The sequence below is a fragment of the Streptomyces diacarni genome (genome assembly GCF_003323715.1).
GTDB lineage: Bacteria > Actinomycetota > Actinomycetes > Streptomycetales > Streptomycetaceae > Streptomyces > Streptomyces diacarni.
This window is the reverse complement of the sequence record NZ_QOIN01000073.1, coordinates 126,100-138,165: the sequence shown is the minus strand read 5'-3', so window position 1 is coordinate 138,165 and position 12,066 is coordinate 126,100. Positions and strand designations below refer to the sequence as shown.

The 12,066-nt window shown below is 72.9% G+C and carries 12 protein-coding genes; 5 read left to right on the top strand and 7 right to left on the bottom strand.

Annotated features, from left to right (window positions below; translation table 11 throughout):
- On the top strand, positions 1-140 hold a 140-nt coding region (locus DTL70_RS33070; protein ID WP_147266856.1), incomplete at its 5' end, for a transposase.
- Between the two features lie 16 nt (positions 141-156).
- Here the strand turns inward: DTL70_RS33070 and DTL70_RS33065 are convergent.
- Positions 157-1,260: an SMI1/KNR4 family protein gene (locus DTL70_RS33065; RefSeq protein WP_181861164.1), complete on the bottom strand. Its 1,104-nt coding sequence runs from the start codon at positions 1,258-1,260 to the stop codon at positions 157-159.
- A gap of 428 nt (positions 1,261-1,688) precedes the next feature.
- Here DTL70_RS33065 and DTL70_RS33055 point away from each other — a divergent pair, with 428 nt between their 5' ends.
- Entirely contained in the window at positions 1,689-2,498 is an 810-nt protein-coding gene (locus DTL70_RS33055) for a PIG-L family deacetylase (RefSeq protein WP_114025720.1), read from the top strand.
- A gap of 108 nt (positions 2,499-2,606) precedes the next feature.
- Here the strand turns inward: DTL70_RS33055 and DTL70_RS33050 are convergent, their stop codons facing one another.
- Positions 2,607-3,476 (bottom strand): helix-turn-helix transcriptional regulator, encoded by an 870-nt coding sequence (locus DTL70_RS33050; RefSeq protein ID WP_114025698.1) that lies wholly within the window; start codon positions 3,474-3,476, stop codon positions 2,607-2,609.
- Positions 3,477-3,677: 201 nt separating this feature from the next.
- Between DTL70_RS33050 and DTL70_RS33045 the strand changes: the two genes are divergently transcribed.
- A complete protein-coding gene (locus tag DTL70_RS33045; protein WP_114025697.1) occupies positions 3,678-4,370 on the top strand; it encodes a type 1 glutamine amidotransferase domain-containing protein in 693 nt (230 codons plus the stop codon).
- Between the two features lie 112 nt (positions 4,371-4,482).
- Here DTL70_RS33045 and DTL70_RS33040 read toward each other — a convergent pair whose 3' ends face one another.
- From DTL70_RS33040 to DTL70_RS33030, 3 genes are all read right to left on the bottom strand, one after another.
- Positions 4,483-5,484 carry an NADPH:quinone reductase gene (locus tag DTL70_RS33040; RefSeq protein ID WP_114025696.1) on the bottom strand — a complete coding sequence of 334 codons (1,002 nt, stop codon included), beginning with the start codon at positions 5,482-5,484 and terminating at the stop codon, positions 4,483-4,485.
- A gap of 164 nt (positions 5,485-5,648) precedes the next feature.
- Complete coding sequence (locus tag DTL70_RS33035; RefSeq protein WP_245980318.1) at positions 5,649-7,163, bottom strand: MFS transporter; 1,515 nt, start codon at positions 7,161-7,163, stop codon at positions 5,649-5,651.
- Between the two features lie 95 nt (positions 7,164-7,258).
- A complete protein-coding gene (locus DTL70_RS33030) occupies positions 7,259-8,446 on the bottom strand; it encodes an FAD-dependent monooxygenase (protein WP_114025695.1) in 1,188 nt (395 codons plus the stop codon).
- A gap of 265 nt (positions 8,447-8,711) precedes the next feature.
- Here DTL70_RS33030 and DTL70_RS33025 point away from each other — a divergent pair, with 265 nt between their 5' ends.
- Positions 8,712-9,317, top strand: coding sequence for a TetR/AcrR family transcriptional regulator (locus DTL70_RS33025; protein WP_114025694.1), 606 nt, complete (start codon positions 8,712-8,714; stop codon positions 9,315-9,317).
- A 112-nt stretch (positions 9,318-9,429) separates the two neighbouring features.
- Here the strand turns inward: DTL70_RS33025 and DTL70_RS33020 are convergent, their stop codons facing one another.
- A complete protein-coding gene (locus tag DTL70_RS33020) occupies positions 9,430-10,164 on the bottom strand; it encodes a dienelactone hydrolase family protein (RefSeq protein WP_114025693.1) in 735 nt (244 codons plus the stop codon).
- 353 nt (positions 10,165-10,517) lie between these two features.
- Entirely contained in the window at positions 10,518-11,183 is a 666-nt protein-coding gene (def, locus tag DTL70_RS33015; protein ID WP_114025692.1) for a peptide deformylase, read from the bottom strand.
- Positions 11,184-11,369: 186 nt separating this feature from the next.
- On the opposite strand from def, the gene DTL70_RS33010 reads away from it, so the two are divergent.
- Positions 11,370-12,035, top strand: coding sequence for an ArsR/SmtB family transcription factor (locus DTL70_RS33010; RefSeq protein ID WP_114025691.1), 666 nt, complete (start codon positions 11,370-11,372; stop codon positions 12,033-12,035).
- Positions 12,036-12,066: the final 31 nt, after the last annotated feature.

The window sequence follows — 12,066 nt, the reverse complement described above, 5'->3', positions numbered from 1 at the left end:
GGCTCTACAAGCGGCGCAACGTCGTGGAACGGTGCTTCAACCGACTCAAGCAGTGGCGTGGCATCGCGACCCGCTACGACAAGACCGCCGAGTCCTACCAAGCAGCCGTCACCCTCGCCTCGCTCCTGATATGGGCGTGACATTTGAAGACAACTCCTAGCCCGCGGTGCGGCGGCCGTTGACGACGGCGCGTACGGCCCGATCGCCGCGCGGGTCGGCCATCAGGCGGGCGATGTCCCACCACCGCAGCAGCAGCGCCGGATAGTGCGGCGGGATCGAGTCCATCAGGTCCTGGCTGAAGCGTGCGCGGACGCTCTCGTGGCGCAGGGCGGCGCTGATGTCGTGCAGGGACGGCGGGAGGTGGCGGATGGCGGGCGGCAGCGTGGCCTCGTACTCCGGCGCCAGCTTGTGGCCGGGCTGCGCCATGATGTTCCCGCCCAGCGCGGCGGCAACGTCGTCCTCCAGCTCCTTCTGCGCCCGCACGGCACGCTCCCACCAGTGGTCCAGGAAGGCGGCGACGGCCTCGGGGTCGGCCAGGTCGAGGGCGTCGCGCCGCTCGTCGAACTCCTCGCCCGCCTCGCCGGGCAGAGCTCCCCGGATCGCGCCGAGGGTCTTGGCGGGGTGGCGCGGCGGGGCCTCGCCGAGGTGGCGCCTCCACCGGTCCTCGCGCTCCTCGTCACGAGGGGGTCCCCACACCAGGGCGCCGCCCACCATGCCGGGCTTCTCCGGGCCGGCCGCCGTCAAGGGGGCTTCCAGGCTGACCGCCATGAGCTCCAGGTAGGCGGGCAGCGACGCGTACTCCCGCTCGCACTCACCGAACCTGGTCCACTGCGCCACCTCACCGGTCACGCCGTCGACGTAGAGGCCGTCGTCGGTGTCGTCGGGGTCGAAGGAGCAGAACGGTATCCAGGAGGGCTTCCACTGGGCCAGGGCGTCCTCGTCCGCGGTGTCGTCCATGCCGTCCTGCAACCGCATCCGCGTCCGATGGACCTCGATCACGGCGTCGAGCGGCATCAGGGCCCAGGAGCCCAGCATGAGCCCCGAACCGGCTACGCCGTCCTCCCCGGCGGACAGCCGCCACAGCGCCTTCAACTCCTCCGGAACGCTCACGCCGAGGGCTTCTTCCGCAGCCGTGATCTCGTCCTCGCAGGCGCCGGGTCTCAGGGCCGCGTACGACGGCTGGGCGTACTCGGCCAGCCATTCCACGATCCGGCTCCATGCCTGGGTGACGCGCACATCCGCTGGTGTGTCAGTGGTCATGACCGACACGCTCGCACCACGCCTCCGCCCCTCACGCAGCGGGGCCGAAGTCCCAAGCCGTCCACTGTCAGTGGCTCCTGGGACGCTGCCCACATGCCTTCCGACACGCTCGGCTTCGCCCAGATGGAGAGGGCCCAGGCCGTCGCCCGTGTCGAGATGGGGCTTGAGCAGCTACATCTGGCAGGGCCTCGGGAGCGAGGAAACGACACGTTCCTGAGACGTGCGGCCGCGCCGGGAACAGCGGGCCAGGCCGGCGGCGTTGCATCGATCGAGCGCTCGGCGCCGCACGGGCGGGGAACTCGGAGACCGCAAGGTCAGTTGCCTCGGCAGGAACCGGGTCCCGGAATCGCGGTACGCCCGCCGCACACTCGGATCACGACGTATCTCCGCAGGAGGACTGCTTGAAGACCGACCGGCCCTTGACGCTCATGGCCGTACACGCCCACCCCGACGACGAGGCCACCTCAACCGGAGGGGTCCTCGCTCGGTACGCGGCGGAAGGCGTCCGCACGGTTCTCGTGACGTGTACCGACGGTGGTTGCGGTGACGGGCCGGGGGGTGTGAAACCGGGCGATCCCGGGCACGATCCGGCGGCCGTCGCCTCGATGCGCCGTCGAGAACTCGAGGCGAGCTGTGAAGCCCTCAAGGTCAGCGATCTGGAGATGCTGGACTATGCCGACTCCGGAATGGTGGGCTGGCCGAGCAACGACGCGCCCGGGTCCTTCTGGCGGACCCCCGTGGAGGAAGGCGCGGCCCGGCTCGCGGAACTGATGCGGCACTACCGACCCGATGTGGTCGTCACCTACGACGAGAACGGCTTCTACGGCCACCCCGACCACATCCAGGCCCACCGCATCACGATGGCGGCGCTGGAGACGACCGCGCTGACACCGAAGGTGTACTGGACCACGATGCCCCGCTCGGGCATGCAGCGGTTCGGCGAGGTCATGCGCGAGTTCCATCCGGACATGCCGGAGCCGGATCCTGCCGAGGCCGCCGCGATGGCCGAGCTCGGCCTCCCCGACGACGAGATCACCACGTGGGTGGACACCACCGCGTTCAGCGACCAGAAGTTCGACTCGCTCGCCGCGCACGCCAGTCAGGGCGAGAACATCTTCTTCCTCAAAATGGGCAAGGAGAAGTTCGGCGAGTTCATGGGCATGGAGACCTTCGTACGGGTCCAGGACACCACCGGCGCGGCCGTTCCCGAGAACGACCTCTTCGCCGGCCTGCGCTGATCCACTCACCCGCAGCGGAGGCCGGGAAGCACCGGCCTTGGTCCCCGCGTCGACGAGCTGCGGCCGGCCCGGCGGGCGGGCGAGCGCGTGTGGGGGTCCAGGGCCCGCTCAGGACGAGTGGGTGGTGGCCCGGGGGGAGGGGGAGGTCCAGCCGGCGAGGAGGTCGAGGGCGCGTTTCGAGGGGGAGCCGGGTTCGGCGGTGTAGACGTACAGGGTCGTGTCGGGGTCCCCGGGGGGTGTGAGGGTCTCGTACTCGACGGTGAGGTCACCGACGAGGGGGTGGCACAGGCGCTTGGAGCCGTGGGTGCGTTGATGGACGCGGTGCTGCTCCCACCAGGCGTCGAACGCGTGGCTGCGGGCGCGCAGGTCGGCGATGAGGGCGGCGGTGGCCTGGTCGTCGGGGTCGCGCCCTGCGTCGAGGCGCAGACTCTCGACCGCGGCGCGCGCCTGGTCCTCCCAGTCGGTGAACAGCGCGCGGGCGTCGTCGTCGAGGAACATCCAGCGGGCGTAGTTGCGCTCGCGGTGCGGCAGTTGCTCGAAGTCGGTGAACAGGGCGCGCGCCATGCGGTTGGCGGCGAGGACGTCGGTGCGGCGGCCGAGGACGAGGGCGGGCGCGCCGTCGAGGGCGTCGAGGAGCTGGTGGAGGCCCTGGCGTACGCGCTGGGCGCGTCCTGGGTGCCGGCGGGCCGGGGCAGCGGTCGCACCGAGGAGGTCCCACAGGTGGGCCCTGCCTGCCTCGTCGAGGACGAGGGCGCGGCCGATGGCCTCGATCACGGCCGGTGAGGGCGTGATGTTCCTGCCCTGTTCGAGGCGGGTGTAGTAGTCGGTCGAGACTCCGGCCAGGCGTGCCACCTCTTCCCTGCGCAGGCCCGGGACGCGCCGTACGCGGCTGTCCGGCGGCAGGCCGGCCCTGGACGGGTCGCTCTGGCCGCGGGCGCGTTTGAGGAAATCGGCGAGTTCATGGTTCTTGTCGGCCACACCCTCCAGTGTCGCGGACGGCGACGGCTCGCGGCGGGCCCGGTGCGTCCTGGGTCCAGCGGTCCTGGGTTCGGCGGTCCGCGGTCGCCCAGGGCGTGGTATGCGCCTCCGCCGGGGTGGGGCGCGGCACAGGGTGGAGGGGTGCCGAGCGGGTTCTCCGTGCGGCAGTCCCGTCCCGTCTCCGAGAGGAACCGTGTGCCCATGAGCAGGATCCTGATCGTCATGTCCGCCGCCAGTGGCTGGGAGCGTACCGACGGCTCGGTCTATCCGACCGGATACTGGGCCGAGGAGGTGGCCGCCCCGCACGAGAGGTTCGTCGAGGCCGGTCATACGGTCGATTTCGCTTCCCCTGGCGGGGTGCTGCAGCCGCTCGACCAGCACAGCGCCGACCCCGAGGTCGCCGGTGCGGACTGTGCCCGTCACGTGGCGTACGCGGAGAAGGTGCTGCGGGAGTACGGGCCCCTGCTGAAGCTGGACGAGGTCGGCGTCGACGCCTACGCCGCGGTGGTGCTGCCCGGCGGCCACGGTCCGGTCGTGGACCTCCACCAGGACGCTGCTCTCGGCCGTCTGCTGACCGCCGCGGACGCGGCAGGGAAGCTCATCGGAGCTGTCTGCCACGGTCCCGCCGCCCTGCTCAGTGCGGTGGACGCGGAAGGGGCGTGGCTGTTCGCCGGCCGCCGGATGGCCGCGTTCACCGACGAGGAGGAGCGGCTGTTCGGCACGGCCGAGGGCGCCCCCTGGCTGCTGGCGGCCCGGCTGAGGGAGCGGGGCGCCGTGCACGCGGGCGGGCCTGCCTACGAGCGGTTCACCGTGCGGGACCGCAACCTGTTCACCGGGCAGAACCCGGCCTCCAGCGCCCGCATGGCCGAGGACATGATCGCCGCCCTCGGCTGAGCGGGACGCCGGGTGCCGGGCGCCCCGGCGGCGGGCCCGCACGCTGCGACGCCTCGGGGGTGAGCCCGTACGCTGCGACGCCTCGGGGGTGAGCCCGCCGCCGACGGCACGGTCACGGAATGTCGAGCAGGACCTTCCCGATGACGCCCTGTTCGAGCGCGGTGTGGGCGTCGGCGACGTGCTCCAGCGGGTAGCGGTGCAGCGGCAGTCCGGCCGCCTCGCCCACGCGCAGCGCGCCCGCGTCCACGGCCGCCGCGACGTCGGTGAGCGCCTGCTGTTTGGCCGCGGGCGGCACGGTGTAGACGAAGACGCTCTGCCAACGCAGGTTCTTCGGGAGCGAGGAGAGCACGGGGACGGACAGGCGTTCGTCCTCGCCGGCCGAGTAGGAGGCCACCACGGCTCCCGGCGCGGTCACCGCGAGGTCGAGCGCGGCGTTGGCGCCCGGTGCGACCTCCACGACGATGTCGACGCCCTCGGGCGCGAAGGCCAGGACCTCCGCGACCGCGTCCTGGGCGCGGTAGTCGAAGACGCCGTGCGCACCGGCCGCGCGCGCCAGCGCGGCCTTGGCGGGGCCGCTGACCGTGGTGACGACGCGCGCCCCGGCCCAGCGGGCGAGCTGGACGGCCGCGTTGCCGACCGCGCCGGCGCCGCCGGCCACCAGTACGGTCGCGCCGTGCAGGGTGCCGGGCGCGAGGCGTGCGGGCCCGCCGTCGTGGACGGTCAGTGCCCGGTGGGCGGTCAGGGCCGGGATGCCCAGGGCCGCGCCGAGTGCGAACGCGGCGTGGTCGGGCAGCGGGACGGCTTGCCGGTCGGGGACGAGCGTGTACTGCTGCGCCGTGCCCCAGGGCCGCTCCCAGGCGGCCTCCCAGATCCACACCCGCTGCCCGACCCGCGCCGGGTCCACCTGCGGGCCGACGGTGTCGATCACTCCGGCACCGTCCTGATGGGGCACCTGCTCGCTCATGCCGGGTGGCAGCGCGCGTCTGCGACTGCGCCAGTCGGTCGGGTTGAGGCCCGAGACGTGCACCCGGACCCGCACCTCGCCCGGGCCGGGCCCGGGGACCGGTCGCTCGGCGAGCCGCAGCACCTCGGGGCCACCGGCAGCCGTCCGCACGACGGATTTCCTCTCTCACCTGTCTTTCACTCGCCCTCGTCCCCCCAGCGGTGGGCCGCCATCCGGGGAGCACGCCGCCGCGCACGAGGCACCCCCTCAACCCCCGCACCGAGCGGGGGTATTCCGGGGCTCCGCGGGTCCCGAGGGGCCGGCACAGTCCACGGTCACCCCGGCGGCGTACTCGGCGTACTCGGCTGGGCGGACCGGCTGCGCACCAGCATGATCGCGGGCACCGCCGCGAGGGCGAAGAGCACGCCCGCCATCGTGACGTAGAGAGAGACGCCGGCCGCCGTGCTCACCGGGGCGCCGTCGGCCAGGGTGTCGGGGACGCGGGTCGCTTTGAGCACCTCGCCGCCGGCGAAGGTGAAGACGACCGAGCCGAGGGCGAGCACGACCGACACCACGCCGGCGATCGTGCCCTGCTGCGTGGGGGTTTCGATGCCGGTCGCCAGGTTGTACCCGGAGGCGCCGATCGCGCCGGCGGCCATGCCGACCATGGCGCCGCAGGCGATCGCCAGCGGGAGCACAGAGACGCCCGACAGCATCGCGAAGGTCGAAACGATCCCGAGGGCGATGCCGCCGAGGAGGGGCGGTGCGGGACCGAACCGTCCCGCGATCCAGCCGGCGCACGTGCCGCCGAGGACGATGCCGAGATTGGGTGTGGCCAGCAGCACCGCGACGGCTTCTCCGTCGCCGAGCCCGTAGCCGAGCCCGAGACCGGGGTCCACCTGGGCGATGATGCTGGTCAGTTGCAGCATGCTGCGGAAGGAGCCGGCCGCCAGGATGAGGGCCAGCAGCGTCAGCAGGATCGGGCGGGTGAGGGCCCGGATGTCGATGACGGGGTCGTCGACCCGCAGGGCGAGGAACGCCCACCCGGCCAACGCGGCGGCACCGGCCACCAGCAGCGTGACCATGCCGCCGGACAGCCACCCGAGTTCCCTGCCGAGACTGATGTAGGCGAGTACGGCGCCGAGGCCGACGCCGAGCAGGAGCGCACCGCCCAGGTCGACCCTGCCGGTGCTGCGGATCGGCGACTCCGGGATGAAGGACCGTACGCACAGCGCGGCCGCCGCCGCGAGCAGTGCCGCCACGACGAACACGCTGCGGTAGCCGAACGCGTCGATGACCGGCTGCATCAGGAACGGTTCGATGATGCCGACGACCGACGACCCGGACGTGACGAGCCCGACCAGGGCCATCGCCACCCGCGCGGTGCAGATCTGGCGTGCGAGGGCCACGGTGAGGAAGACCGCGGCGAAGGCGGCGCCCTGCACGAAGCGGCCCAGCAGGAAGATCCAGACGTTGGGCGCGGTGAGGCAGATCAGCGCTCCGGTGCAGGCGAGGAGCAGCGTGCCGATGAGGAGGCGGCGCTTGCCGAAGAGGTCGGAGCACTTCGCGAGCAGCGGCGACCAGATGGCCCCGGCCAGCATGGCGCTCGCGTTCAGCCATGCGGCCTGGTCGGTGTGGAAGTGTTCCAGTAACTGGGGCAGGACCATCATGGGTGAGCCGATGGCCACGTCGGCCAGGACGTTGGCGAGGGTGAGAACGGCCGCCCACAGGACGAGCCGTTTGCTCCAGTGGTGCTCCTGGGGGCCGGCGGCGGCGCCGGGCGCGGCGGCGGCGCCGGGGGCGGGGTCGGGTCGCGGGTCGGGCTTGTCCAGCGTGGTGTGCTCGTTCACGGTGCGTTCTCTCCAGGGCGTTGCGAGGTGGGGTCGTGCGCGTTGTGGGGCGGTCGTGGTCGTGGTGATGGCCGTGGCCGTGACGTCGTGTCGGTTCACAGCGCGCCGGCGCCGGATGCCCGCAGCGCCTCGTTGCGGGCGGCGATGGCGGCCCAGGTGGTCGGCAGCATGCGGTCGCGACCGCTGTGGACGCGGTCCTGGGCGAAGGCGACGTAGGGGCGCTGCCGGGTCTCGTAGCGGGGGAACGCGGCGGTGTGGTCGTCGCCGCACCGTTCGAGTTCCTCGGCGAGGAAGCGGGCCCCGGTGAGCGCGAGTGAGGTGCCACGGCCGGAGAGGAAGGCCGGGCTGTACCCGGCGTCCCCGACGAGGACGACGCGGCCGCGGTGCCAGCAGGGCAGGTGGATCTGGCTCGCGGAGGTGAAGAAGAAACCGGGGTCGGCGAGGGCCGCGTCGAGCAGTTCGGGGATCCGCCACGACCGGTGGCCGGCGAAGGCGTCGACCAGGATCCTCTTCTGGGCCGCCAGGTCGCGGTGGTCGTAGTCGAGCGCCTCCGAGCGGAACTGGAAGACCGCGACGGTCCTGTCCCCGTACCGGAAGACGCCTGCCATCCGGCGAGGCACGTTGTATATCGCGTTGGTGCTCTCGGACCGCGTCGGGCCGGGGTGGTCCGCGAGGGCGAAGTAGACACCGAGGTGTCTGAGGTAGTCCTCCTCGGGCCCGAACACCAGTCTGCGAACGGCGGAGTGCTGGCCGTCGGCGCCTATCACCAGGTCGTACCGCCCGGTGCGGCCCGACGCGAACCGGACGCCGACCCCGCCGCGGCCGTCTCCGGCACCTTCGCCACCTCCGCCACCTTCGCCACCTCCGCCGCCGTTTTTGGTGCCCTCGTCGCCGCTGTCGGTCAGCGCCTCGATCGAGTCGCCGAAGCGGATCGCCGCGGTGTCGGGGAGCGCGTCGGCGAGGATCCGCAGGAGGTCCTCGCGGAGGAGTTCGATGTCGTCGTCGGAGTCGCTGACCTCGGCCATCGGGATCCGGGCCACCGGCTCGCCGGCGCCGTCGACGAACTGGGTGAGCTCGGACATCCTCACCCGCCGCTCCCTGATCTGCGCGAGCAGTCCCATCCGGTCCGCGGCCTCGATCGCGTCACCGCGGATGTCGATGGGGGTGCCGGTGAGCCGGAGGTGGCGGGCGTACTCGACGACGGTGACGTCGTGGCCGCGGGTGCCGAGTTCGCGGGCGCATGCGAGGCCGGCGACACCGGCTCCGGAGACAAGGATCTTCACGTGTGTGCTCCAGGTTTCGCTGAGGTGGGTCCCGTGCGGGTGTGGAGGTGGGTGCGGGTGCGTGGACGGACCGGGTGCCGCGAGCCGGTCGGGCAGGCGGTCCCGCCGTGCGTGCGGCTCGCGGGCAGGCTGCTGATGCGGCGAGCCGACTCATTAAAGAAACAGACTGTCGCTTTTAAAGAGCTTACGCGCCACCGGCTTGCACTACAACGCCGCACCTGGCGACAATCGGCACCCGAGCGAAGAGCGAGAGGTGAGTGTGGCGATGGCCGACCGGACCGCTGACCGGCCGCCCGCACGACGCCCGGGCGGCCGCAACGCGCGGGTGAGAGAGCAGATCCTCGCCGCGACCGTCGAACTCGTGGCGCGCGACGGCATCGCGAACTTCCGCTACGAGGAGGTCGCCGAGACCGCCGGCGTGCACAAGACCAGCGTCTACCGCAACTGGCCCGACCGTGAGGAACTGGTGGTCGAGGCCCTGCTGCGGTACGTCGAGGACCTCGCCTCGGTCGCCGACACCGGCGACATCCACCGGGACCTGGTGGACTTTTTGGTGGCGCTCGCCGGCGGTCTGGAGACACCGTTCGGGCGGACGCTCGAACAGGCCGTCCAGCCGGCGCGCCAGAGCCGCACCGTCCAGGCGCTGACCAGGATCCTCGACGAACGCGTGGCCGCGATGCGGCGGCGGGTGGACACCGCCGTGGAGCGGGGCGAACTCCCCCCGGTGGACAGCCCCTTCCTCGGCGAGATGATCTCGGGCCCGGTCCACCTCATCGTCAACCGCGGCATGCGTCCGTTCACCCGGAAGGACGCGGAGCGCATCGTCGGCGTGGTGCTCGCCGGTATCCGGGCGACGGCACCGCACGCGTGAGACGACACGTGGGCGAGCGCGCGAGTGCACGCCCGAGCGAGCGCGCGAGCCGCGCGCTCCGACCGCACCGCCGCCCTGTTATGGGCAGGCGCCCGTCACGGGCAGGGCTCGGTTATGGGCAGGGACCCGTCACGGGCAGGCACTCGGTGAGCAGGTCGAGGACGTCGCGCCAGGCCCGCCGCGCGTGGAGCGGGTGGTGACCGACGCCGGGGACCGCGTCGTGGTCGACCGGCGGATGGTGGAAGGCGTGCAGGGCACCGCCGTAGACGACGAGGCGCCAGTCGACGCCCGCGTCCTGCATCTCGGCGGCGAACGCGGCCCGCTGCTCGGCGGACATGATCGGGTCCTGCGATCCGACCCCGGCCCACACGGGGCAGCGGATGCGCGCCGCCTCGCCGGGCCGCCCCGTGGTCAGCGCGTTGACCGTCCCGATAGCCCGCAGGTCGACGCCCGCGCGTCCGAGTTCCAGTGCGATCGCGCCCCCGGTGCCGTAACCGAGGGCGGCGACCCGGTCGGAGTCGGCCCGCGGCTCGGCACGCAGTACGTCGAGCGCCGCACGGCCGATGTCCCGCATCCTGTCGGGGTCGGCGAGCAGCGGCGTGCAACGGGCCAGCATCTCCTGGGGGTCGCTCAGGTAGCGCCCGCCGTGCACGTCGAAGGCCAGCGCCACGTACCCCGAGGCGGCGAGCGCGTCGGCCCGGCGGCGCTCGACGTCGCTGAGCCCCATGCCCTCGGGGCCGACCAGCACCGCGGGCCGACGGTCGGTGCCGGCGGGGAGCGCGAGGTGCCCGACCATCGTCAGCCCGTCGGCCGGATACGCGACCGTGCGCGTGGTGACTGTCGTCATGAGGCGGACCCTAGCGAGGGCCGAGCCGTCCGGACCGCCCTTTCACTCTTGGCGGACGAGCACTCTTGGCGGACGAGCATTCTCGACGGACGAGCACTCCCGGCGGACGAGCACGGTGCGGGCGCCTGCGGGTGGGGCCCCTGAGCCACCTCAGCCCGCGGTTCGCTGGGTCCCTGGGCCCTGACACAAGGCCCGGTTGCCTGACACGGTGGTCGCGTCGCCAAGGGAGGCGGCGCAGCGGCATGGGAGGGGCGCACCCCTTCTGCCTCTGGCTGGCCGACTGACCGCCGTGCACGGTCCGCGCCGCGGGGCGGTCCGGACCCCGCGGTCTCGGCCGGTCCCCGCGTGTGGCCTCAGGGGTGGCGCAACTGGGCCGAGTTCGCCGCACGGTGTGCGTGGACGGCTGCGCGGCGGTCCTCCATCTGCCGTAGTGCCTCCTTGCGGTCCCGTTTGGAGAGCCTGTCCAGGTACGTGCGGCCGAAGAGGTGGTCGGTCTCGTGCTGCAGGCACCGGGCGAAGTAGCCCGTCCCCTCGATGACGAGGGGGTTGCCGTCCTTGTCGAACCCGCGAGCGACGGCGCGGTCGGTGCGCGGCACCGTCAGGGAGGCGCCGGGCACGGACAGGCAGCCCTCGGAGTCGTCGAGGAGCCGGCGGTCCGGCGCGTCGGGCAGTTCGAGAGTGGGGTTGACGAGGTGGCCGACGTGCCGCACCCCGTTGTCGTCGGGGCAGTCGTAGACGAACAGCCGCAGGCTGACACCCACCTGGTTGGCGGCGAGCCCCGCGCCGTCGGACACGTACATCGTCAGGAACATGTCGTCGATCAGCGTCGAGAGGTCATCGGACCCGAAGGCGGTCACCTCGCGGCACGGGCGGTGCAGGACCTCCTCACCCACTTCGGTGACCCGGCGCACCGCTCCCCGCTCCGCCTCGGGGGCGCGTGCCGGGTACGAGGCGACGGGGCCGCCCTGGACATGGACCCGCCGGTCGAGGTACCGGGACCGCTCACGACGATCAGGCATCGCTGTCTCCCCTTCCGCGTGCGCCCCACCGGCGCCGCGCACGCCACGGGCCAGGCGGACCTCGCCACGCCCGACGTCCCCGGCAAGGACCCCATGCCGGTCACGTGCCACCCCCTCACCACGTGCCACCCCCTCACCACGTGCCACCACTTGCCAGTCACTTTGCAAAGTAGCAGACTTTGCAAAGTGACTGAAGACGACCTCGACCCCGCACCCCGGCAGGCGCCCGGCACCGGCGACGGACTGCGCGAGCACGAGGTCCGCACGGCCCTGCTCGAGCTCCTCGCCGAGGTGGGCGCCGTCACCGCGACCGAAGCAGCCGGGCGGCTGGGCTACAGCTCCGGGCTCTGCTCGTTCCACCTGCGCCAGCTCGCGCGCCACGGACGCATCGAGGACGCCCCGCACACGGGCGGCCGTGCCCGGCCCTGGCGCCTGCGGCGACAGCCGCAGCCCGCCGACACCTCCCCCGCGGAGCCCGGCGCTTCCCCCGCGGGGTCCGGCGCCTCTTCCGGGGAGTTCGGCGCTCCTCCCGCGGAGTTCGGTGCTCTGGCCCGGGGTCTGGAGGACGAGAGCTGGCAGCGGTGGCTCGCCCAGCGGGACCGGGCGCCGGACGCGTGGCGCCGCGAGGAGGCCTTCAGCGCCGTCGCCTACCTGACCCCCGAGGAGATGACCCGGGTCGCGGACGCCGTGCGCCGGGCACTGGCCCCCTACCAGGACCGCGAGCAGCGTCCGCTGGCCCGTCCGGACGGCGCCCGCCCCGTCGCCCTCATCACTCGGCTCTTCCCCCTCCTTCCCCATGGGGCGGACGAGGGGGAGCGCGGGCCGGGCGGCCGGCCGGAGGCCGCACCGTGAGCCGGACGTTTCCTTCGCTTGTGTCCCGTTG

Coding starts and splice junctions, on each gene's coding strand:
- DTL70_RS33020 (WP_114025693.1), bottom strand. CDS start 10,164: ATGACGACAGTCACCACGCGCACGGTCGCGTATCCGGCCGACGGGCTG.
- DTL70_RS33045 (WP_114025697.1), top strand. CDS start 3,678: ATGAGCAGGATCCTGATCGTCATGTCCGCCGCCAGTGGCTGGGAGCGT.
- DTL70_RS33025 (WP_114025694.1), top strand. CDS start 8,712: ATGGCCGACCGGACCGCTGACCGGCCGCCCGCACGACGCCCGGGCGGC.
- def (WP_114025692.1), bottom strand. CDS start 11,183: ATGCCTGATCGTCGTGAGCGGTCCCGGTACCTCGACCGGCGGGTCCAT.
- DTL70_RS33065 (WP_181861164.1), bottom strand. CDS start 1,260: ATGACCACTGACACACCAGCGGATGTGCGCGTCACCCAGGCATGGAGC.
- DTL70_RS33055 (WP_114025720.1), top strand. CDS start 1,689: ATGGCCGTACACGCCCACCCCGACGACGAGGCCACCTCAACCGGAGGG.